We start from the raw sequence: 21,056 nt of genomic DNA on the forward strand, positions 1-21,056 counted from the left end.
GGGCGGGCTCGCCCGGGCCACCGTCCCGCCGGTCCCGGCAGCCGCAGGGGCCGCGGGACCGACGGTCTCAGAAGGTCGTCACGGGGTGTTGGTCGACTCCACGACCAGGTCCCCGGCGATGATCTGCTCCTGGTACTGGGCGAGCATGTCCTGCAGCTCGGCCGGCACCTTGTCCTCGAAGTCGTGGAACGGCGCGAGGCCGACGCCCTCGTTCTCGAGCGTGCCCACGTAGGGCTCGTTGGTGAAGTTGCCGTCGACCGACTCGCTCACGGTGTCGAAGACCGCCGGACCGATCTGCTTCATCACCGAGGTGATGATGATGTCGCCGTACTCCGTCGTGAGGAAGCCGTCCGAGTCGACCCAGATGATCTTCGCGCCGCCGCTCTGCGCGGCGGCTGCCGCACCGAGACCCACCGGGCCGGCGACGGGCATGATGATGTCCGCGCCCTGGTCGATGAAGCCCTGCGCGAGGTTCTGGCCGTTCGCCTGGTTGTCGAAGTCACCGGTGAAGGAGCCCGTCTGGGCCTCCTTGTCCCAGCCGAGGGTCTTGACCTCGGTGCCGTTGTCCTCGTTGTACTTCGCGACGCCGTCGACGAAGCCGTCCATGAAGATGGCGACCGACGGGATCTGGATGCCGCCGAACGTGGCGACGGTGCCCGTCTCGGTCATGCCCGCCGCGAGGTAGCCCGCGAGGAACGCGGCCTCGGCCGTGTTGAAGAGGATCGGCTTGGCGTTGTCGATCTCGACCGGGTTGAAGTCCGCGTCGGAGAACGACGAGTCGATGAGCGCGAAGTTCGTGTCGGGGTTGGCCTCGGCCGCCGCCTGGATCGGGTCCTCGAGGAGGAACCCGACGCCGATGACGAGGTTGCAGCCCTGCTGGACGAGGTTGTCGATGTTCGGCGCGTAGTCCGTGTCCGCCGAGGACTCGACCTCGGTGGCCGTGATCCCCAGCTCGGACTTCGCCTGCTCCAGGCCCTCGAAACCGGCCTGGTTGAAGGACTGGTCGTCGAACCCGCCGGCGTCGGACACCATGCACGCCGAGAAGTCGGAGTTGCCGCCCGCGGTGTTCTCGCCGCCGCCGGTGGTCTCGTCGTCCTCGGGTGCGGCGCCGCACGCGGCCAGCGCGAGCGCGGCGACGGCCGCGAGCGCGGTGACCTGAGTCGCTCTCTTCACCTGATAGCTCCTGTCGTTCTCGTAGCAGGGCCGCGCAGGGAAGGACCCCTGGGCCCTCCCGAGCGTCGTTGCACGGGAGGACCGGTCCGTCGGCCTCTATAGGACCGAACACTAATCAGCCCGACGGGTCTTGCACGTTACTTGTCGGTAACGCCGCTGCTTCGTTATGCAAGCGTCACTTTGCGTCTGAGGCGTGACACACCCCTGTCCACCGTTCGGGACCGATTCACCCGCCCTGACCGGCGGCGACACGGGCCAGGAGACGCATCCCCGCGTCCACCGCGCGCTCGTCGACCTGCAGGTCGCCCTGGTGGATGTCGTAGCTGCGCCCGCCGGGCGTCCGCGTGCCGAGCCGCGCCATCGCGCCGGGGACCTTCGTCAGGTACCAGGCGAAGTCCTCTCCCCCGAGGGACTGCTCGGTGAGGAGCACGGAGTCCGGGCCGAGGACGTCGCGCGCGGCCGCCTCGAGCAGTCCCGTGCAGCGCTCGTCGTTCTCCACCGGCGGCACGCCGCGCGTGTGGTGCACGGTCACCTCGACCTCGTACGGCGCGACGACCTGCTCGACCGCGTCGTGCAGCACCTGGCCCGCGAACTCCCACGCGCGCACGTCGAGGCAGCGCAGGGTGCCCCGCACGGTCCCCGTGCTCGGGATCGCGTTGTGCGCGGACCCCGCGTGCACCGCTCCCCACGTGAGGTTCACGCCCGAGCGCGGGTCGAGCCGCCGGCCCAGCACCGCGGGGACCTGCGTGATGACCTGGCCCAGCGCGTACACCACGTCCCCCGTGAGGTGCGGCCGGGACGTGTGCCCACCCGGGGACGCGATGGTCACCGAGACCTCGTCGGACGCCGACGTGATCGGTCCGATGCGGGTCCCGATGCGCCCCACGTCGACCTTCGGGTCGACGTGCACGGCGTAGATCTCGTCCACGCCGTCCATCGCCCCCGCGGCGAGGACGTCGAGCGACCCGCCCGGCTGGACCTCCTCGGCCGGCTGGAACACGAGCCGCACCCCGCGCCTCAGCTCCCCCTGCGCGTGCAGGTCCGCGAGGACCAGTCCGGCACCGAGCACCGCGGCGGTGTGCAGATCGTGCCCGCACGCGTGCGCCACGCCCGGGACCGTCGAGGCCCACGGGAGGTCGCACCTGTCCTGCAGCGGCAGCGCGTCGATGTCGGCGCGCAGCGCGACCCGGCCCGGGACGGCCGACGCAGCGTCGTCGGACGACGTCGTGGCCGAGGACCCGGGCGTCACGTCCCCGGGCTCGGGGCCGACGTCGCACACCAGGCCCGTGCCCGGCAGGAGCCGCGGCTCGAGCCCTGCGGCGCGCAGCCGGTCGGCGAGCAGCGCCGTCGTCCGGGTCTCGGCCCGCGAGACCTCCGGGTGGGCGTGGATGTCGCGCCGGACCGCGACGACCTCGTCCACGTGGCGCGCGACGGAGGCACCGATCCGGGCGGCGAGGGTCACGTCGGCCGTCACAGGAGCTCGTCCATCCCGAGCTCGCGCACCGTGTCGACCATCGACTTCACCTGCTGGGCGCGGGCCCGCGTCGTGACGAGCAGGGCGTCCGGGGTGTCCACGACGACGACGTCGTCGAGCCCCAGCACCGTGACGACCCGGTCGCTCGCCGGCACGACCACCGACCCGGCGCTCTCCCGGCGCACGACGCGACCCGTGTCGCCGAGGACCTTCGAGCCCGACCCGTCGACCGAGGGCAGCAGCGCGGCGAGCGAGTTGAAGTCGCCCACGTCGTCCCAGCCGAACGTGCCGGGGACCACCGCCACGCCGCCCACGGCGGCGACCGGCTCGGCGACGGCGTGGTCGATCGCGATCCGCTCGAGGGCGGGCCAGCGCTCGGCGAGCACGCGGTCGCGGTCCGGGCCGTCCCACACGGCGGCGACCGCGCGCAGGCCGTCGTGCAGCTCGGGGCGCTGGTCCGCGAGGTGCCCGAGGAGGACGGACGAGCGCACGATGAAGATGCCGGCGTTCCAGCGGTACTCGCCGGACGCGAGGTAGCGCTGGGCGGTCGCGGCGTCCGGCTTCTCCGTGAAGCCGCGCACGTGCTGCGCGCTCGGCGCCCCCGCGACGCCGAGCGGCGCGCCGCTGTGGACGTAGCCGAACGCCGTCGACGGCCGCGACGCGGCGATGCCGATCGTCACGACGTAGCCCGCGCGGGCCGCCTCCACCGCCTCTCGGACCGACGACTCGAACGCCTCCCGGCCCGTGATGACCTGGTCCGCGGCGAACGACCCGACGACGACGTCCCCGTGGCGCTGCTCGAGGACGGCCGCGGCGAGCCCGATCGCCGCCATCGAGTCGCGGGGCGACGGCTCGGCCAGGACGTTCTCGACCGGGAGCCCGGGGAGCTGGGTGCGCGCCGCGGCGACGTGCCGGTCCCCCGTCACGAGCACGACGCCCCGCTCGCCCGCGAGCGGGACGAGCCGGTCCACCGTCGCCTGCAGGAGCGAGCGGCCCGAGCCGGTGAGGTCGAGGAGGAACTTGGGCGAGCCGGCGCGCGAGAGCGGCCACAGTCGCGTGCCCGCGCCTCCCGCCGGGACGACAGCGTGGAAGCCGGGGATCGGCCCGGCGGACGAGGGGTGCGGCGAAGAGGCCATGAGGGCAGCATAGTGAGCCGCACAGTTCCCCCGCGGGCTGTGGGATCAGTCACAAACCCCCCGCGCAGGGGCGTTCCGCCGCCTTCGACGGTCCGCATCATGACGCCGATGTCACTATGGTGGAAGCCCAGAGACCGATGCCGACGACGGTCCCGCGGTTCGGACTGAGGGAGTTCCGGGCCGGTACCGCAACGTGACATCTCCCCCTGATCTCGCCACAGGAGGCCCCCAAAGTGCCCAGTGCACCAGCTGGCACGCTCTACCGCGGCCGTGAAGGCATGTGGTCGTGGGTCGCGCATCGCGTGACCGGCGTGCTCATCTTCTTCTTCCTGCTCGTCCACGTCCTCGACACGGCGCTCGTCCGGGTCTCGCCCGAGGCCTACAACGCCGTCATCGGGACGTACCAGACACCGGTCATGGGCCTGGGCGAGGCGGGACTGGTCGCGGCCATCGTCTTCCACGCCTTCAACGGCATCCGCATCATCCTCGTCGACTTCTGGGCCAAGGGCCCGCGGTACCAGCGCACCATGCTCTGGATCGTCGTCGGCCTCTTCGTCGTGACGATGGCCGGCTTCCTGCCGCGTCACCTCATGAACGTCTTCGGAGGGGGGCACTGATGGCTACCGCACCCACGGTCGAGGTCGCGAGCCCGCGAGACCCGTACAAGCGTCGCAAGGCCACGCGCAGCAACTACGAGCTGTACAGCTGGATCTTCATGCGCGCCTCCGGCGTCGTGCTGATCGTCCTCATCTTCGGGCACCTCTTCGTCAACCTCATGGTCGGCGAGGGCGTGCATGCGATCGACTTCGGCTTCGTCGCCGGCAAGTGGGCCTCCCCGTTCTGGCAGATCTGGGACCTGCTCATGCTGTGGCTCGCCATGTTCCACGGCACCAACGGCGTGCGCACGATCATCAACGACTACGCCGAGCGTGACGGCACTCGCCTCGTCCTCAAGCTCGCGCTGTACCTCGCCTTCACGATCGTCACGGTCCTCGGCACGCTCGTGATCTTCACGTTCGACCCGTGCCCCGCGAACGCGCCGGCCGAGCTGCTCGCGTCGTTCTGCACGGCCTGAGCCCGTACCACCGCACGCCCCCGTCTTCACGCTCCACCCGGCTCTCTCCCAGGAGGCATCGACCCCGATGCAAACCCATCAGTACGACGTCGTCATCGTCGGCGCAGGCGGCGCCGGGATGCGCGCGGCGCTGGAGTCGTCCGGCAAGGTCCGCACGGCCGTCATCTCCAAGCTCTACCCCACGCGCTCGCACACGGGCGCCGCGCAGGGCGGCATGTGCGCCGCCCTCGCGAACGTGGAGGAGGACAACTGGGAGTGGCACACGTTCGACACGGTCAAGGGCGGCGACTACCTCGTCGACCAGGACGCCGCGGAGATCATGGCCAAGGAGGCCATCGACGCGGTCCTCGACCTCGAACGGATGGGCCTGCCGTTCAACCGCACGCCCGAGGGACGCATCGACCAGCGCCGGTTCGGCGGGCACACCCGCAACCACGGCGAGGCCGCGGTGCGCCGCTCCTGCTACGCCGCGGACCGCACCGGGCACATGATCCTCCAGACGCTCTACCAGCAGTGCGTCAAGCAGGACGTCGAGTTCTTCAACGAGTTCTACGTGCTCGACCTCATCACGGACCACGACCTGTCCACGGGCGAGATCCCCGACGGCGAGACGGTCACCGCGACCGGCGTCGTCGCCTACGACCTGGCGACCGGCGAGATCCACGTGTTCCAGGCGAAGGCGATCATCTTCGCCACCGGCGGCGCGGGCAAGATCTTCAAGACGACGTCCAACGCGCACACGCTCACGGGCGACGGCATGGCCCTGGCGTACCGTCGTGGCCTGCCGCTGGAGGACATGGAGTTCTTCCAGTTCCACCCGACGGGCCTCGCCGGTCTCGGCATCCTCCTGTCGGAGGCGGCGCGCGGCGAGGGCGGCATTCTCCGCAACTCCGACGGCGAGCGCTTCATGGAGCGCTACGCGCCGACGATCAAGGACCTCGCGCCGCGCGACATCGTCGCCCGCTCGATGGCGAACGAGGTCCGCGAGGGCCGCGGAGCAGGGCCGAACAAGGACTACGTCCTGCTCGACCTCACGCACCTCGAGCCCGCGCACATCGACGCGAAGCTCCCCGACATCACCGAGTTCGCCCGGACCTACCTCGGCATCGAACCGTACACCGAGCCCGTGCCCGTGTACCCGACGGCGCACTACGCGATGGGCGGCATCCCGACCAACGTCGAGGCCGAGGTCCTGCGCGACAGCCACAACGTCGTCAAGGGCCTCTACGCCGCCGGCGAGGTCGCGTGCGTGAGCGTCCACGGCTCCAACCGCCTCGGCACCAACTCGCTGCTCGACATCAACGTCTTCGGCAAGCGCGCGGGCCGCACCGCCGCCGCGTACGCCGCGACGGCGTCGTACACCGAGCTCCCGGAGAACCCCGCCGCAGCCGTGATCGCGCAGCTCGAGGAGATGCGCAACCGGCCCGACGGCGAGCGCGTCGCCGACGTGCGCAAGGCGCTCCAGGAGACCATGGACGCCAACGCCCAGGTGTTCCGCACCGGCGAGTCGCTCAACCAGGCCCTCGCGGACATCCGCGACCTGCAGAAGCGGTACAAGAACGTCTCGGTCCAGGACAAGGGCCGGCTGTTCAACACCGACCTGCTCGAGGCCATCGAGCTCGGGTTCCTCCTCGACATCGCCGAGGTCACCGTCGTCGCGGCGATCAACCGCAAGGAGTCGCGCGGCGGCCACTACCGCGAGGACTACCCCGACCGCGACGACGCCAACTACATGCTGCACACGATGGCGTACCGCCGTCCCACCTCGGCCAGCGACGTCGCCGACGGGCACGTCGCCGGCTACTTCGACCACGTCGAGGCCTTCGACGGCTACAAGGTCGCCCTGGGCTCCAAGCCCGTCACCCAGACCCGGTACGAGCCCATGGAGCGGAAGTACTGATGACTGCCACACTCGAGAGCCCGGCCGCCGAGCCCAAGGCCGGCGAGATCCCCTCGTTCGAGGTCACGCTCCGCATCCGCCGCTACTCCCCCGAGTCGGAGCACGGCGAGGACGCGTACTGGGACGAGTTCACCGTCCTCGCGCACGGCACCGACCGCGTGCTCGACGCCCTGCACAAGATCAAGTGGGAGCACGACGGCTCGCTCACGTTCCGCCGCTCGTGCGCGCACGGCGTGTGCGGGTCCGACGCGATGCGCATCAACGGCCGCAACCGTCTCGCGTGCAAGACGCTGCTCAAGGACGTCAACCCCGACAAGCCCATCACGGTCGAGCCCATCAAGGGCCTGCCCGTGGTCAAGGACCTCGTCGTGGACATGGAGCCGTTCTTCGCGTCCTACCGCGAGATCATGCCGTTCCTCATCACGTCCGGGAACGAGCCCAGCAAGGAGCGCCTCCAGTCCGCCGAGCAGCGCGAGCGCTTCGACGACACCACCAAGTGCATCCTGTGCGCGGCCTGCACGTCGTCGTGCCCGGTGTTCTGGACCGACGGTCAGTACTTCGGCCCCGCCGCGATCGTCAACGCCCACCGCTTCATCTTCGACAGCCGCGACGAGGGCGCCACCCAGCGCCTCGAGATCCTCAACGACAAGGAGGGCGTGTGGCGCTGCCGCACGACCTTCAACTGCACCGAGGCCTGCCCCCGCGGCATCGAGGTCACGAAGGCGATCCAGGAGGTCAAGCGCGCGATGATCACGCGCGCCTTCTGATCCCGAGCACGTCCCGCACGCAGGGCGCCGACCACCACGGTCGGCGCCCTGCGTCGTCCGTACAGCGCTTCGCTGTCCGCGTGGTCGAGCCGTGGCCGGGCTGCGCTGCCTGCAGGGTCACGTCCGTGATCCGGTCGATGAGCCGCGCGCCGGGCGACGAGAAGCGAGAAATGGCCCCGAGAACGAGGCCCGCAGGGTCCACTTCTCGCATCTCGGCCAGGAACAGCCCCGCCACCGCGGACCCGACACCGACCGCTACGCGCCGCGCGGGAGGCGTGCGCGGCGCACGCCGCGGACGATCGGGCTCCAGGGCCTGCCGGACCCTTGCCCGGCGCGGAGGCGCTCCTCCGTCGACGCGGCCACGACGACGGAGCCCGCAGCGCCCTCGGACGCGGCGTGGCGGGCGACGCGCGCGTGCCGGGCGTCGGTCGTGGGGGTGCCGTCGACGACGGGGAGCTCGGGGCGTCCCTCGCGGGCGTGCCGAGGACCGTCGGGCTCCGGGTCGGGGAGGCGGGGCGGGTCCGCCATCCAGGCGCACACCGCGAGGAGGATGCGCGCGGTGAAGTTGACGAGGACGAGGAGCGTGACGAGGACGGCGAACGACGCGAGGAGCGCGTTCCTGCTGGCGCTCCCGGCGACGAAGGACGACCCGAGGTAGCGGAGGACGCCGAACGCGACGGCGGCGGTGAGCGACCCGACGAGGAGGTCGCGGCGGCGCACGTGGACGCCGGCCAGCAGCGTGACCACCACGACGACGACGAGGGCGTCGAGCAGGACGCTCACCACGAGCCCGGCGCCGGTGACGAGGATCGCGGGCCCTCCGGAGAGCCCGAGCGCCTCCAGGACCTGGTAGCCGATCGAGGAGACGGCGATGCTCGCGACGGCGGAGACGAGCATGCTCAGCGCCAGGAGGAAGAAGCCGAGGAGGGCGCGCGCCCGCGCGAGGACGGGGCTCTGCCCGATGTCGCTGACGCCGAACATCGTCCGGACGGCGCCGCGCAGGTGGTACATGAAGGAGACGACGGAGAAGAGGAGCACGACGCCGGCGACGATGCTCGTGACGCTGAGGCCGGGCGGGAGGAGGAGGTCCTCGGGGTCGATCACGCCTTTCTTCCCGTCGACCGCGATGAGGCCGGGGACGAGCTCGTTGATCTCGCCGAACACGGCGTCCATGAGCTCCTGGCTCCCGCCGAGGACCTGCATGAAGACGGTGTAGCCGATGGTCAGCGCGGCGAAGAGGGAGAACAGGGCCGAGTAGGCGATGCCGCCGCACAGCAGGGCACCACGCGCGTACAGGTAGCGGTAGGTCGCGCGCCCGGGACGGCTGTCCTTCCACCACTCGACGAGCGCCTCCACGCGCTCCCTCGTGCGCCGGACGACGCTCGGAGCGGCGGAGGGAGGCGACATCACGCCCCGAACCCTACGAGGAGGTCGCGATCCCGGCATCCGCGGTGAGCGGGAAGACCTGCCCCGGACGCCACACACCGTCGTCGCCGTGCTCGTAGAGAGAGATTCCGGCGACCTCGAACCGCGCCTCGTAGGTGGCCATCTCGTCGAACGCGGCGTCGAGCGCGGCGTCCGGCACCTCGTGCGCGACGGTCACGTGCGGGTGGTAGTTGAACCGGAGGTCCTGGGCGAGCGGACCGGTGCGGATGGCGCTCTCGAGGTGCTCGCACTCGGCGATGCCCTCGACCACCTGGATGAACACCACCGGCGAGATCGGCCGGAACGTCGCGCTGCCGCGCAGGTGGACCTGGAACGGAGCCGCGGTCGCGGCGACGGCGGTGAGGTGCGCGCGCGCGGCGGCGAGCTCGACCGGGTCGAGCACCGTGGGCCCGAGGAGCGTGACGTGCGGCGGGATCGACCGTGCGAGCGGGTCCCCGAACCGTGCGCGCGCGTCCTGGAGCTGCGTCGCGAAGGGCTCGGGCACCTCGATCGCGATGCCGATCCGCACCTGGTCCGGCCCACGCTCCGGGAGGTTCACGCGGTCGGCCCCCCGACGGGCAGGAGGCCGACGCGGTCGTAGATGCGCGCGAGCGTCCCGGCGGCGATGTCCCGTGCCTTCTGGGCGCCCCGTGCGAGCACCGCGTCGAGCTCCGCGGGGTCCGCGAGGTAGGTGTTGGCGCGCTCCTGGAACGGCACGAGGAAGTCGACCACGACGTCGGCGAGGTCGACCTTGAGCCGTCCGTACCCCTGGCCGTCGTACTCGGCCGCGATCGCCTCGACGTCCCGACCGGTCAGCGCGGAGTAGATGGTGAGGAGGTTCGACACGCCGGGCTTGGCGACCGGGTCGTACCGGATCTCGGTGCCCGAGTCCGTCGCGGCGGACCGGATCCGCTTCGCGGCGGTCTTCGGGTCCTCCAGGAGCCAGATGACGCCCTTGCCGTTCGACGACGACTTGCTCATCTTCGCCGTCGGTTCCTGCAGGTCGTAGATCTTCGCCACCGAGCGCACGATGTGCGCCTCCGGCACGACGGCCGTCCCGTCACCGAAGCGGGCGTTGAGCCGCTCGGCGAGGTCGCGGGTGAGCTCGAGGTGCTGGCGCTGGTCCTCCCCGACCGGCACGAGGGCCGCGTCGTAGAGCAGGATGTCCGCCGCCATGAGGACGGGGTAGGTGAACAGGCCCACGGTCGTGCCGTCGGCGCCCTGCTTCGCGGACTTGTCCTTGAACTGGGTCATGCGACCGGCCTCGCCGAAGCCCGTCTGGCACGACAGGACCCAGGAGAGCTCCGCGTGCTGCGGCACGTGCGACTGCACGAACAGGGCGGACCGCTCCGGGTCGACGCCGCCCGCGAGGTACTGCGCCGCCGTGCGGCGCGTCCGCTCGCGCAGCCGCTCGGGGTCGGGGTTGACCGTCAGGGCGTGGAGGTCGACGACGCAGTACAGCGCGTCGTAGGAGTCCTGGAGGGCGACCCACTGGCGCAGGGCCCCGATGTAGTTCCCGAGCTGCAGCGAGTCCTCCGTGGGCTGCATGCCGGAGAGGATCCGGGGCTGGGTGCTGGTCGGGTTCCCGGTCGCCTGCGCGGTCTCCGGGACCGGTGCCGGACCGGTGTGCGTCGCCTCGATGGACATTGCCCCATTCTGACAGGTGGTGCCGTGACGGAACGAATCGCCTCCCGTCGCGCGGGCGGTCGGCGCCGGCCTCAGGTGGCCTCGTCGTCGAACGGTGCGGGGCTGCCCGGCGGCACTGACGAGGGGGCAGGCGGCGGGGGCGGCGCGACCCGCTCGCGCACGGGCTCGTCGTCGAGGAGGGCCTCGCGCACGATCCGGCGCGGGTCGTACTGGCGGGGGTCGAGCTTCGACCAGTCGACGTCCGCGATCTCGTCCCCGATCTCGGCGTCCACACGGGCCTTGGCGTCCCGCAGGTACCCTCGGGCCGAGCGGACGAACGACCCGAGCTGTTCCGCGTAGCGCGGCAGACGCTCAGGACCGATGACGACGACCGCCACGACGAGGAGCACGATGAACTCGGCTCCGTTGATCCCGAACACGCCGACAGACTACTCGCTCGTGGCCTCGTCGAGGACGACGCGGACGTCGCGCTCCCGGTCTCCCGTGCGGACGCGCAGGGTCACGGCGTCTCCCGGGGCCTTCGCCCGGATGGCGACGATGAGCTCGTCCGACTCGGTGACGGGCCGGCCGTCGATGGAGAGGATCACGTCCCCGGGCCGGATCCCCGCGGCGTCGGCCGGGCCGTCGGGCGTGACCGCGGCCGTCCCGGACTGCGGGTCGGTCGACACCTGGACGCCCTCGCCCTGGTACCGCTGGTCGAGCAGCACGCCGATCACCGGGTACGTCGCTACGCCGTCGGCGATGAGCTGCTCCGCGGTCCGGCGCGCCTGGTTGGACGGGATGGCGAAGCCGAGCCCGATGCTCCCGGTCGCCGACGCGCTGCCCGGGGGCTGCGCGATGGCGGAGTTGATGCCCACGACCTCGCCGCGTCCGTTGACGAGCGGGCCTCCGGAGTTGCCGGGGTTGATCGCCGCGTCGGTCTGGATCGCGTTGATGAACGCCGTCTCGGCCGCGGCACCGGCCTGGACCGGGCGGTTGAGCGCGCTGATGATGCCCGTGGTGACGGTCCCGTTGAGACCGAGCGGAGCACCGACCGCGACCACGGGGTCCCCGACGACGACGGCGTCGGAGTCGCCGAGCGCGAGCGGTGTCAGGCCTGAGTCGTCGACCTTCACGACGGCCAGGTCGTAGTCGACGGTCCGGCCGACCAGCTCGGCCGGGCTCTCGTGCCCGTCCGAGAACAGCACGACGACGTCCCCGCCGTCGGCGGCCCCCGCGACCACGTGGTTGTTCGTGAGGATGTACCCGTCCTCGCGGAGGACGAAGCCGGAACCGGTGGCGACACCGTCGGTCCCGCGGACCTGGAGCGAGACGACGCTCGGCAGCACCGTGGCCGCGATGTCCGCCACCGACCCCGCCGGGCGGTCGGCGCCCGGCTCGACGCTCGCCGGCGGCAGGGCCGACGTGTACGACCCGGGCGAGTCCTGGCCGAGGAGCCGGTCCGCGGCGACGCCGCCGACCGCGCCCGCGACGAGTGCGAGCGCGGCGACGCCCGCCACCACGGCGGGACGCAGCCCGCGCCCGGACGACGGGCCGGCAGCGCCCCGCGGGACCCCGACGAGCGTCGGGTCGACCGACCCGCCGGGTCGTGTCGGTGCCGACGGCGGCTCGGGCTCGCCGAACGAGCGCAGGGTCTGCCACGGGTCGGCGGGACCGGGCACGCCGGCCGGCGCTGGTACCGGTGACGGCTGCGGGGGCACGCTCGGGGGCGGGGCGGTCGCGCCGGGCGGGGGCGGGACCGGACCGGGACCGACCGGGGCCGACGGCGGGACGGGCGGCACGCTGCGGTACGCGGACGGCGGCGCGAACGGGTTCCGTGCGGCGTCGGGCGCCCCGGGCTGCTCGGTGCCGGTCTGACGGCCCGTCTGAGGGCCGGTCTGGGGGTCGGTCATGAGGTGCCGAGCGCTCCTGTCATGGTCGTCCAGCCCCGGGAGATGCGCGCCGGGACCCCGGCATCGTAGTCACGGGCCGGGAAGGCCGCCACGAGGGCGGCGACCGTCTCCTGCTCGGTGTCGGCGACGACGTCGATCACCGTGTCGCCGGACTGCCAGACGACGTGCCACGGTGCCTCGGACAGCACGTGCACCCGACGGCCGTCGACGTCCCAGGTCTCGCCGCCCGCGAGAGCGGCGGTGTCCAGGAGACCCGACTGCTCGCGCACGACGGCCTCGCCCCCCGGCGCCTCGAGGTCGATCTCGACGAGGCCGCGCGCGGCGTCGTCCCGGACGTCGGCCACGCTGAACCCCTCCGGCAGCGCCGTCGGGCAGGTCCACCCCTGGGCCGCGAGCGCCGCGAGCGCTGCGGCACCGGGAGCCGACTCGTCGCCCGCGGACCGGTCCGCGGTGCGCACCCCGCCCACGACGAGCGCCCCGGTGGCCCGTGGCGCGGCCTGCGCCAGCACGTTGAGCGGGTCGCTGCGATGGAGGTCGGGCGTGACGACCGGGCTCTCCCCGAGCGCGAAGAGGCCGATCGCGGCCGCGCCGACGCCGCCCACGACGAGCCCGACGACGCGTCGTCGCACCGTCCCCCGGCGCACCTCCCCGCTCCACGCACCGCGCGGGAGCGGGACGGGCTGCGTCCAGGGGTCGCCCGCGACGGGCGCGGAGCGCAGCGGGTCGCCGTCGGTCGAGGGGATCTGAGCGGACAGCGCGAGCAGGCGGGCCGCGAGGTCGGGAGCGGGCTCGACCGGCCCGGCAGAGCTCAGCGCCCGGCGCGCGGCGCGCGCCGCCGACAGCTCGGCGGCGCACCGCGGGCAGCACGCCACGTGCTCGAGGGCACGCTCCGCCTCGGCGGGCGTGAGCTGCCCGTCGACGAGCGCGGAGAGCCGGGAGCCGAGGTGCGTCACGCCACCCCCCGGGCGGCCACGGGCGTCGGCACGTCGTCCGACGCCGGGCGGTCCGCGGGGTCGCGGTGCGGGAGCGCGGCGCGGAGCTGGGACCGCGCGCGGTGGATGCGGGAGCGCACCGTGCCGAGCTTGATCCCCAGCGTCACGGCGATCTCCTCGTAGGACAGGCCCTCGATGTCGCACAGCACGACGGCGGCCCGGTACTCGGGCGAGAGCGCGTCGAGCGCCCGCTGGACGTCGTGGTCGAGGTTGGCGTGCTCGAACCCGCGTTCCGGCTGGGCCTCCGAGCGGGCCGGGTACTGCCCGTCGTCGTCGCCCATGGCCTCCATGCGGATGCGCTGCTTGCGCCGGACCTGGTCGAGGAACAGGTTGGTCGTGATCCGGTGCAGCCAGCCCTCGAACGTGCCCGGGGTGTAGCTCGACAGCGAGCGGAACACGCGGACGAACGTCTCCTGCGTGAGGTCCTCGGCGTCGTGCCGGTTCCCGGTCAGGCGGTACGCGAGGCGGTACACGCGCGCCGAGTGCTCACGGACGATCTCGTCCCACGACGGCGGCACCCACGCGCTCCCGTCCTGCGTCCCGTGCGTGCTCGTCCCTGGTCGTGCGTCGTCCACGTCGTCCATCGTCCCAGAAGAACGTCCGGCACCCTCCCGGTGTTCCCCCTCTCGCGCGGGACGTGCGCGCGACGTCCACGGCCCGTGCACACACGCGCGGCGCGGGAGCGGGCCGCCGTGGGAGGGGGCGGGTACGATCCGAGGCAGCGCACCCGCCAGGGACACCCGTCCCGGGCCGCACGCGCGGACGACGGACCACCAGGAGGCACCGATCACCAGCGACGTCGGCACCCACCGCAGCGCCAAGGCGGCGAGCTGGGTGTACAGCGAGGAGTTCGTCCCCGAGGACGAGGTCCTCCTGCGTGCGCGCGACCGCGCCGCCGAGCTCGGCTGCCCGACGGTGCTCCCCGGCGTGGGGGCGGTCCTACAGGTGCTCGCGGCCTCGCTGGCCGCCCGCGCGGTGGTCGAGATCGGCACCGGCACCGGCGTGGCGTCGCTCTGGCTCCTGCGCGGCATGCCGGCGGACGGCGTGCTCACGACGATCGACGTCGAGGTCGAGCACCAGCGCGCGGCCAAGGAGGCCTTCGCGGAGGAGGGCGTGCCCTCGGCACGGACCCGCACCATCCCGGGCCGCGCGAGCGAGGTCCTCCCCCGGCTCACCGACGGCGCCTACGACCTCGTGCTCGTGGGGGCGGACAAGCACAGCTACCCCGAGTACGTCGAGCAGGGCCTGCGGCTGCTGCGACCGGGCGGCGTGCTCGCGGTCGACGGCGCGCTGTCGCACGACCGCGTCGCCGACCCCGCGCGGCGCGACGAGGTGACGACGATCGTCCGCGAGGTGGGCCGGTCGCTGCGGTCGGACGAGCGCGTCCTGCCCGCGCTGCTCCCGAGCGGCGACGGCCTCCTCCTCGCCGTGCGCCGCTGACGCACCGGACGGTCAGAGCCGGTCGAGCGCCTCGAGCAGGAGCCGCGCGCCGTACCCGGTGGCCCCGGCGACGACCTCGTGCCGGTCGGCCGTCGCTCGCGCCGGACCGGCGACGTCGAGGTGCGCCCACGGCACGTCCCCGGCGAACTCGCGCAGGAACAGCGCGGCCGTGATCGACCCGCCGCCCGGGCTCTCGACGGGGACGTGGCGGAGGTCGGCGACGTCCGAGCGCAGGGCGCCCGCGTAGTCCTCGACGAGAGGCAGCCGCCACACGCGCTCCCCGGTGGCGAGCGCCGCGTCCTCCAGCGCCTCGGCGAGGGTGTCGTCCGTGGCGAACAGCGCGCCGTGCCCGCGGCCCAGACCGAGGCTCGCCGCTCCGGTCAGGGTCGCGACGTCGACGAGCACGTCGGGCGCGAGCTCGGCCACGGCGTACGCGATCGCGTCGGCGAGGACGAGGCGGCCCTCCGCGTCGGTGTTCGCCACCTCCACGGTGCGGCCCGACCAGGTGCGCAGCACGTCCCCCGGGCGGTACGAGGCGGCGCCGACGTGGTTCTCGGCGAGCGGGAGCACCGCGGTCACCCGACGTCCGGAGCGTGCGCGGGCAGCGCCGAGCACGACCGCGAGGGCGACGGCGGCGCCCGCCATGTCGGTCTTCATCGGCACCATCGCCTCGCGCGGCTTGATGGAGAGCCCGCCCGTGTCGTACGTGATGCCCTTGCCGACGACGACGACGTGCCGGACGTCCGTGTCGCCGCCCTCCGGGAGGACGCCGTGGTCCGCCGGGTCGTAGGTGACGGTCACGAGGCGCGGCGGGCGGGCGGATCCCGCCCCGACCGCCAGGATCGCCCCGAAGCCCTCCGCGCCGAGCTCGGCGGGACCGCGGACCGTCGCGTCGAGCCCGAGCGCGTCGGCGAGCTCCACCGCGCGGTCGGCGAACCACGCCGGGTCCTTGACGTCGGACGGGATGTTGGCGAGGTCGCGGACGAGCCAGGTCGCCGTCGCCGCGCGGTGCGCGGCCTCGATCGGCGCCGTGAGGTCGGGCCGGCCCTCCGGCGCGAGCAGGACGAGCTGCTCCGCGGCCGCGTCGCCCGCGGGGCGTGAGGACCCGCTCTGCCGCGGCTGGTCGTAGGCGGCGAGCAGGTAGCCCTCGACGAACGCCCGGACCTCGTCGGCACCCGCGTCGGCGGTGGCGGCGCTGACGACGCGCTCCAGGCCGCGCGACGCACGGGCGAGAGCCGCACCGGCACGCCGGAGGTCGGCCGACGTCCCGGTCCCGACGCCGAGCAGCAGGATCCGCGGAGGCAGGCCCGCCCACGGGAGCCGTGTCGCGGACCCGGCGTGCGCACGCGGCAGGTCGACGCGCACGACCTCTCCGGACGCGCCGCGGAAGCTCCGTCCGCCCGCACGCTCGGCGAGCTCCGCGAGGTCGACGCCGTACCGCACCGTGGCGTCGATCGTCCCGGCACGCGGCTGCAACCCGTCCTCGGCCTCGCGCGGGGGCGCGACGGCCACGACGACCGCGTCGACCTGCGTGTCGTCGAGGAGTACCGCGTCGCTCAGGGCGCCCCGGGCACCGACCACCTCGGGCAGCGCGCGTGGCAGCCCGGGGAGACCGGAGGCCCGGCGCTCACGTGCGGGCAATCAGCCCACCACGGCCTGGAGCGCCTCACCCAGCTCGCTGGCCTCGGTCGCGTTGAGCTCGACCACCAGGCGTCCGCCACCCTCGAGCGGGACCCGCATGACGATGCCTCGCCCTTCCTTGGTGACCTCCAGCGGCCCGTCACCCGTCCGCGGCTTCATCGCAGCCATCGATGGCACTCCATTTCCGTTGTCCCGAGTCCACCCCGCGCGCGCGAGGAGGGGCGTCCGACCTCGGACGACGCCCGAGGACAGTCTAGTTCACCCGTGCCGACATCCCGGGCGTCCGGGTCACGGCGGCCAGCCGGACGGCGGGACGAGCCGCCAGAGCGACCACACCCACCACACCTGGCCCGCGACGCCGGCGACCGTCGCGGCGGCCAGCCACGGGCGCGACCGCGTCCACCCGGCGGTGACCGCCACGAGCGGGAAGGCGAGCAGCAGGAACCGCACGAGCGACGTGCCCGGCTGGATCGCCGCGACCAGGTAGGCGAGGTACGCGCCGGACCACGCCTGCATCTCCGGGCCGAGCCGCGCCGCGACCGGGTTGAGCACCAGGGCGGCCGTCGCGAGCAGCACGAGGGCGAGGACCCATGGACCGGCGTCGCCCAGGAGCCATCGCGACACGTCGACCCACGGGACGAAGGGGACGACCTCCGCGCCCCCGCGCCACGCCTCCTGCGTGCGGAAGTACCCCTGGTGCACCCCCGTGACGACGCTGCACGCCCACGGCCACACGAACCCGCTGGCCAGCGCGACCGCGAGGAGGCCACCGAGCCGCGCGACGTCGGGCACGCGCAGGTCGCCCCGGCGCCACCGGACGAACCCGTGCCACAGGACGACCGCCGCCATGGGCAGCGCGACGGCCCGGGAGAAGCCGAGGAGCACGATCACGATCGCCGCCCACCCGTAGCGGCGCCGCGCCAGCAGCAGGAGCGCGGACGCCACGAGGAGCAGCGCCAGGGACTCCGTGTACGCGACCTGGAGCACGGGGCTGGACGGGAAGACGCTGACGAGCAGGACGGTCGCGAGGGGCAGGCCCGGCCTGCGCGCGACCGCCGCGGCGCCCGCCGTCGCGACGAGCCGGTGGATCACGAGCACCGCGCCGGCGCCGCACGCGAGCGCGACCGCGGGCGCGAGCACGTCCCATCCCAGGCCCGTGACGGCGTCGAGGGCGCGGACCAGCGCCGGGAAGAGCGGGAAGAACGCCCAGACGTTCTGCTCGACGGCGCCGTCCGGCCCGACGGGGAGCGTGTCGGGATAGCCGGACGCGTAGATCTGCTCGTACCAGCTCGCGTCCCACATGCGCGCGACGTACGGCACGTACGACGGTGCGGCGTCCGTCCAGGGGTTCGCCTCCTGGGACCTGGCGACGGCGAGGAGGACCACGGCGCTCACGCCGCGCGCGAGGCCGTACACCACGAGGACCTGCGCCCACCACGGCCAGGTGGCCGGACGCAGCAGCCGCGGTCGCCCGTCCGGACCGGCCGCGGCGCGCGGCGTGGTCACGCGAGTCCCCGCAACGGGGCCGCCGGAGGGACCTCGTCGCGCACCGCGGCGACCAGGTCCAGGACGCGCCGGGTCGCCGCGACGTCGTGCGCGCGGAAGACGCGCGCGCCGAGCCACGCGGCGACGGCCGTCGCGGCGAGCGTGCCCTCCAGCCGCTCGTCGGCGGGCAGGTCGAGCGTCTCCCCCACGAAGTCCTTGCGGGACAACGCCATGAGCAGCGGGAACCCGAGGTCCGCGAGAACCTCGGTCCGGCGCAGGAGGTGCAGGGAGTGCCACGTGTTCTTGCCGAAGTCGTGCGTCGGGTCGACGAGGACCGACGCCGGCGGGACCCCGCACGCGACCGCGCGCTCCGCCGCCGCGCGGAGGGTCGCCACGACGTCCTGGACGACGCCGTCGCGCGGGTCCGCGGCACCGGGCCGGGCGGGATACGCGACGCGGAACGGGTCGGTGCGCGGGGTCGCGCCCCCGGTGTGCGAGCACACGACCCCGACGCCGTGCTCGCCCGCGACCTCGACGAGCCGCGGGTCATGACCTGCCCACGTGTCGTTGATGAGGTCGGCTCCCGCGAGCGCCGCCTCGTGCGCCACCTCGGCCCGCCACGTGTCGACGCTGACGAGCAGGTCCGGGAACTCCGCGCGCACCCGGGCGACGAACGGCACGACACGGCGGACCTCTTCCGCGGGTGTCACCTCCGGCCCCACGCCGGCCCGCACGCCGCCCACGTCGAGGATCTCCGCGCCCTCGACCGCCGCGCGCTCGACCGCCGCGAGCGCGGCGCGGTCGTCGAGCTGGCGCGCCCCCGCGTAGAACGAGTCGTCGGTCCGGTTGAGGATCGCCATCACGGCGGGCCGGGCGAGGGTCCGCCCGCGCAGCACGAGCGACGTGCCGCGGGGCGGCACCCCGAGCGGCGGCAGCGGCAGGGGGCCGTCGTCGGGTCGCGCCGCCGTCGGCCCGGTGGGCGCGGCCGAGCCAGGTGACGTCATCGCGCCGCGGCCGTCAGCTCGCGTCGCCGGCCTGCGCCCGGGCGAGCTCCTCGGTCGCCTCGAGCTCCTCGGCGCGCAGCTCGGCGCCGCGGTCGCATACGTACGCGACGGCCTCGGCGGGGTCGTCGCACAGGTGGACGAGGTCGAGGTCGTGCGCGCTGATCATGCCGCGTCCGGCGACCGCGGTCCGGGCCCAGTCGAGCAACCCGCTCCAGTAGTCGGTCCCGACGAGCGCCACGGGGAACTCGGTGATCTTGTGGGTCTGCACGAGCGTGAGCGCCTCGAACAGCTCGTCGAACGTCCCGAAGCCCCCGGGCAGGACGACGAAGCCCTGCGCGTACTTGACGAACATCGTCTTGCGGGCGAAGAAGTAGCGGAAGTTCACGCCGAGGTTGACGTACCGGTTCATGCCCTGCTCGAACGGGAGCTCGATGCCGAGACCGATCGACAGCCCGCCCGCCTCGGACGCGCCCTTGTTGGCCGCCTCCATGATGCCCGGTCCCCCGCCCGTGATGACGGCGAAGCCCTCGTCGACGAGGCGACGGCCGACGTCCTCGGCCAGCGCGTAGTCCGTGTGGTCCGGCTTGGTCCGGGCCGACCCGAAGACGGACACGGCCGGGCCGACCTCCGCCAGCGCGCCGAAGCCCTCGACGAACTCGCTCTGGATCCGCATCACGCGCCACGGGTCCGAGTGGACCCAGTCCGCGCTGCCCCCCGTGTCGAGGAGACGCTGGTCGGTCGTCTGGCGCGGGATCTGGTCCCCGCGCAGCAGGACCGGCCCCTTGCGGTACCCCGTCCCGGCCTGGGGCAGGCCGTCGTCGGAACCCTGGTCACGCACCGTGTCGCTCATGGTCACGAGCCTATGTCGCAGGGGCGGCCGTGAGCCACGCACGCAGCGCCTCGCGGCACAGCGCGAGCTCGCCGACCGGGCACCGCTCGTCGTCCTTGTGGGCGAGCAGCGGGTCTCCCGGGCCGAAGTTCACCGCGGGGACGCCCAGCTCCGCGAAGCGCGCGACGTCGGTCCAGCCGTACTTCGGGGCCGGCGCGCCGCCCGTGACGCCCAGCACCGCGGCGGCGAAGTCCGCCGCGAGCGGGTCGTCCAGCCCCGGGCGCGCGCCCGGTGCGGCGTCGGTGAGCACCACCTCGAAGCCGGCGAGCAGCTCGCGGACGTGCTGCTCCGCCTCGGCGACCGAGCGCGACGGCGCGAACCGGAAGTTCACCGTGACCACGCACTCGTCCGGGATCACGTTGCCCGCGATCCCGCCGCGGATCCCCACCGCGTTCATGCCCTCCCGGTAGACCAGGCCGTCGACCTCGATCTCCTGCGGGACGTACGCCGCCAGCCGGTCGAGCACCTCGTGCGCGGCGTGGATCGCGTTGGCGCCCGTCCAGGAGCGCGCGGAGTGCGCCGCGACCCCGGGGACGCGCACGTCGACCCGCAGCGTGCCGTTGCACCCGCCCTCGAGACCGGCGGACGTCGGCTCGCCGAGGACCGCGAAGTCGGCCGCGAGCAGGTCGGGACGGTTGCGCGCGAGGCGCCCGAGCCCGTTGAGGTCGGACGCGACCTCCTCGTTGTCGTAGAACACCCACGTCACGTCCTGCGCCGGGGCGTCGAGCTCGGCCGCGAGCGCGAGCGCGACCGCGACGCCGCCCTTCATGTCGACCGTCCCACGGCCCCAGACCTCGGCGTGCGCACCCTCCCCCACGACTCGCGTGGGCAGGTTCGGCGGGTCCGTGAGGGGCACCGTGTCCAGGTGGCCCGCGACCACGACGCGCCGCTCCCGGCCGAGCGACGTGCGCGCGACCACCGTGTCGCCGTCGCGCACCACCTCCAGGTGCCGGTACGCACGCAGCGCCGTCTCGACCGCGTCCGCGAGCGTCCGCTCGTCGCCGCTCACCGACGGCGTGTCGCACACGGCGCGGAAGAGCGCGACGAGGTCGCCGCGGAGGTCGAGGACGGGCGTGGTGCCGGTGGTGGGAGAGGTCACGCCAGCACCCTACCCGC

Annotated in this window: 21 protein-coding genes; 5 read left to right on the forward strand and 16 right to left on the reverse strand. The window is 73.6% G+C overall.

Translation table 11 applies throughout. From position 1 onward, the window contains the following. Positions 1-78: 78 nt before the first annotated feature. The 3 genes from ACZ402_RS08595 to ACZ402_RS08605 form a co-directional block, all read right to left on the reverse strand. Positions 79-1,173: a BMP family lipoprotein gene (locus ACZ402_RS08595; RefSeq protein WP_047233505.1), complete on the reverse strand. Its 1,095-nt coding sequence runs from the start codon at positions 1,171-1,173 to the stop codon at positions 79-81. Between the two features lie 226 nt (positions 1,174-1,399). Then, entirely contained in the window at positions 1,400-2,647 is a 1,248-nt protein-coding gene (locus ACZ402_RS08600; RefSeq protein ID WP_375822954.1) for an amidohydrolase, read from the reverse strand. After that, positions 2,644-3,783: a mannose-1-phosphate guanylyltransferase gene (locus tag ACZ402_RS08605; protein WP_375822955.1), complete on the reverse strand. Its 1,140-nt coding sequence runs from the start codon at positions 3,781-3,783 to the stop codon at positions 2,644-2,646. The genes ACZ402_RS08600 and ACZ402_RS08605 overlap by 4 nt, the downstream gene beginning before the upstream one ends. 233 nt (positions 3,784-4,016) lie before the next feature. Here ACZ402_RS08605 and sdhC point away from each other — a divergent pair, with 233 nt between their 5' ends. The 4 genes from sdhC to ACZ402_RS08625 all read left to right on the forward strand — a co-directional run bounded on the left by sdhC (position 4,017) and on the right by ACZ402_RS08625 (position 7,525). Continuing rightward, entirely contained in the window at positions 4,017-4,400 is a 384-nt protein-coding gene (gene sdhC, locus ACZ402_RS08610) for a succinate dehydrogenase, cytochrome b556 subunit (RefSeq protein WP_375822956.1), read from the forward strand. Continuing rightward, positions 4,400-4,858 (forward strand): succinate dehydrogenase hydrophobic membrane anchor subunit, encoded by a 459-nt coding sequence (locus tag ACZ402_RS08615; protein WP_375822957.1) that lies wholly within the window; start codon positions 4,400-4,402, stop codon positions 4,856-4,858. The genes sdhC and ACZ402_RS08615 overlap by 1 nt, the downstream gene beginning before the upstream one ends. A gap of 67 nt (positions 4,859-4,925) precedes the next feature. Next, positions 4,926-6,758 carry a succinate dehydrogenase flavoprotein subunit gene (gene sdhA, locus ACZ402_RS08620; RefSeq protein ID WP_375822958.1) on the forward strand — a complete coding sequence of 611 codons (1,833 nt, stop codon included), beginning with the start codon at positions 4,926-4,928 and terminating at the stop codon, positions 6,756-6,758. Next, positions 6,758-7,525: a succinate dehydrogenase iron-sulfur subunit gene (locus tag ACZ402_RS08625; RefSeq protein WP_375822959.1), complete on the forward strand. Its 768-nt coding sequence runs from the start codon at positions 6,758-6,760 to the stop codon at positions 7,523-7,525. The genes sdhA and ACZ402_RS08625 overlap by 1 nt, the downstream gene beginning before the upstream one ends. 255 nt (positions 7,526-7,780) lie before the next feature. Here ACZ402_RS08625 and ACZ402_RS08630 read toward each other — a convergent pair whose 3' ends face one another. The 7 genes from ACZ402_RS08630 to sigE all read right to left on the reverse strand — a co-directional run bounded on the left by ACZ402_RS08630 (position 7,781) and on the right by sigE (position 14,065). Continuing rightward, entirely contained in the window at positions 7,781-8,932 is a 1,152-nt protein-coding gene (locus ACZ402_RS08630) for a YihY/virulence factor BrkB family protein (RefSeq protein ID WP_375823170.1), read from the reverse strand. A 13-nt stretch (positions 8,933-8,945) separates the two neighbouring features. Continuing rightward, the gene (locus ACZ402_RS08635) at positions 8,946-9,509 is read right to left on the reverse strand and encodes a 2'-5' RNA ligase family protein (RefSeq protein WP_375822960.1); all 564 of its coding nucleotides are present in this window, start codon (positions 9,507-9,509) and stop codon (positions 8,946-8,948) included. After that, on the reverse strand, positions 9,506-10,597 hold the full coding sequence (gene trpS, locus ACZ402_RS08640) for a tryptophan--tRNA ligase (protein WP_375822961.1): 1,092 nt from the start codon (positions 10,595-10,597) through the stop codon (positions 9,506-9,508). The genes ACZ402_RS08635 and trpS overlap by 4 nt, the downstream gene beginning before the upstream one ends. A 71-nt stretch (positions 10,598-10,668) precedes the next feature. Then, the gene (locus tag ACZ402_RS08645; protein ID WP_375822962.1) at positions 10,669-11,016 is read right to left on the reverse strand and encodes a twin-arginine translocase TatA/TatE family subunit; all 348 of its coding nucleotides are present in this window, start codon (positions 11,014-11,016) and stop codon (positions 10,669-10,671) included. 9 nt (positions 11,017-11,025) lie between these two features. Further along, positions 11,026-12,489 carry a S1C family serine protease gene (locus ACZ402_RS08650; RefSeq protein ID WP_375822963.1) on the reverse strand — a complete coding sequence of 488 codons (1,464 nt, stop codon included), beginning with the start codon at positions 12,487-12,489 and terminating at the stop codon, positions 11,026-11,028. Then, positions 12,486-13,442, reverse strand: a complete 957-nt coding sequence (locus tag ACZ402_RS08655; RefSeq protein WP_375822964.1) for a zf-HC2 domain-containing protein — start codon at positions 13,440-13,442, stop codon at positions 12,486-12,488. Before ACZ402_RS08655 ends, ACZ402_RS08650 begins: the two co-directional genes overlap by 4 nt. Continuing rightward, on the reverse strand, positions 13,439-14,065 hold the full coding sequence (sigE, locus tag ACZ402_RS08660; protein ID WP_375822965.1) for an RNA polymerase sigma factor SigE: 627 nt from the start codon (positions 14,063-14,065) through the stop codon (positions 13,439-13,441). Before sigE ends, ACZ402_RS08655 begins: the two co-directional genes overlap by 4 nt. A 250-nt stretch (positions 14,066-14,315) precedes the next feature. On the opposite strand from sigE, the gene ACZ402_RS08665 reads away from it, so the two are divergent. Continuing rightward, positions 14,316-14,921, forward strand: a complete 606-nt coding sequence (locus ACZ402_RS08665; protein WP_269430019.1) for an O-methyltransferase — start codon at positions 14,316-14,318, stop codon at positions 14,919-14,921. A gap of 12 nt (positions 14,922-14,933) precedes the next feature. Here the strand turns inward: ACZ402_RS08665 and ACZ402_RS08670 are convergent, their stop codons facing one another. From ACZ402_RS08670 to dapE, 6 genes are all read right to left on the reverse strand, one after another. Beyond that, entirely contained in the window at positions 14,934-16,562 is a 1,629-nt protein-coding gene (locus ACZ402_RS08670; RefSeq protein ID WP_375822966.1) for a leucyl aminopeptidase family protein, read from the reverse strand. After that, on the reverse strand, positions 16,563-16,730 hold the full coding sequence (locus ACZ402_RS08675; RefSeq protein WP_064506638.1) for a DUF3117 domain-containing protein: 168 nt from the start codon (positions 16,728-16,730) through the stop codon (positions 16,563-16,565). Positions 16,731-16,850: 120 nt separating this feature from the next. Next, positions 16,851-18,068 carry a hypothetical protein gene (locus ACZ402_RS08680; protein ID WP_375822967.1) on the reverse strand — a complete coding sequence of 406 codons (1,218 nt, stop codon included), beginning with the start codon at positions 18,066-18,068 and terminating at the stop codon, positions 16,851-16,853. After that, entirely contained in the window at positions 18,065-19,051 is a 987-nt protein-coding gene (gene folP, locus ACZ402_RS08685; RefSeq protein ID WP_375822968.1) for a dihydropteroate synthase, read from the reverse strand. The genes ACZ402_RS08680 and folP overlap by 4 nt, the downstream gene beginning before the upstream one ends. A gap of 13 nt (positions 19,052-19,064) precedes the next feature. After that, the gene (locus ACZ402_RS08690) at positions 19,065-19,901 is read right to left on the reverse strand and encodes an LOG family protein (RefSeq protein ID WP_375822969.1); all 837 of its coding nucleotides are present in this window, start codon (positions 19,899-19,901) and stop codon (positions 19,065-19,067) included. Between the two features lie 10 nt (positions 19,902-19,911). Further along, positions 19,912-21,039 (reverse strand): succinyl-diaminopimelate desuccinylase, encoded by a 1,128-nt coding sequence (dapE, locus tag ACZ402_RS08695; protein WP_375822970.1) that lies wholly within the window; start codon positions 21,037-21,039, stop codon positions 19,912-19,914. Positions 21,040-21,056 lie beyond the last annotated feature (17 nt).

Source organism: Cellulosimicrobium sp. NPDC030954, assembly GCF_055571305.1.

What these genes read in the sequence shown, in the direction of transcription:
- ACZ402_RS08605 (WP_375822955.1), bottom strand. Translation starts at nt 3,783, where the DNA reads ATGGCCTCTTCGCCGCACCCCTCGTCCGCCGGGCCGATCCCCGGCTTC.
- ACZ402_RS08615 (WP_375822957.1), top strand. Translation starts at nt 4,400, where the DNA reads ATGGCTACCGCACCCACGGTCGAGGTCGCGAGCCCGCGAGACCCGTAC.
- sdhA (WP_375822958.1), top strand. Translation starts at nt 4,926, where the DNA reads ATGCAAACCCATCAGTACGACGTCGTCATCGTCGGCGCAGGCGGCGCC.
- ACZ402_RS08625 (WP_375822959.1), top strand. Translation starts at nt 6,758, where the DNA reads ATGACTGCCACACTCGAGAGCCCGGCCGCCGAGCCCAAGGCCGGCGAG.
- ACZ402_RS08630 (WP_375823170.1), bottom strand. Translation starts at nt 8,932, where the DNA reads ATGTCGCCTCCCTCCGCCGCTCCGAGCGTCGTCCGGCGCACGAGGGAG.
- trpS (WP_375822961.1), bottom strand. Translation starts at nt 10,597, where the DNA reads ATGTCCATCGAGGCGACGCACACCGGTCCGGCACCGGTCCCGGAGACC.
- ACZ402_RS08650 (WP_375822963.1), bottom strand. Translation starts at nt 12,489, where the DNA reads ATGACCGACCCCCAGACCGGCCCTCAGACGGGCCGTCAGACCGGCACC.
- sigE (WP_375822965.1), bottom strand. Translation starts at nt 14,065, where the DNA reads ATGGACGACGTGGACGACGCACGACCAGGGACGAGCACGCACGGGACG.
- ACZ402_RS08675 (WP_064506638.1), bottom strand. Translation starts at nt 16,730, where the DNA reads ATGGCTGCGATGAAGCCGCGGACGGGTGACGGGCCGCTGGAGGTCACC.
- folP (WP_375822968.1), bottom strand. Translation starts at nt 19,051, where the DNA reads ATGACGTCACCTGGCTCGGCCGCGCCCACCGGGCCGACGGCGGCGCGA.
- ACZ402_RS08690 (WP_375822969.1), bottom strand. Translation starts at nt 19,901, where the DNA reads ATGAGCGACACGGTGCGTGACCAGGGTTCCGACGACGGCCTGCCCCAG.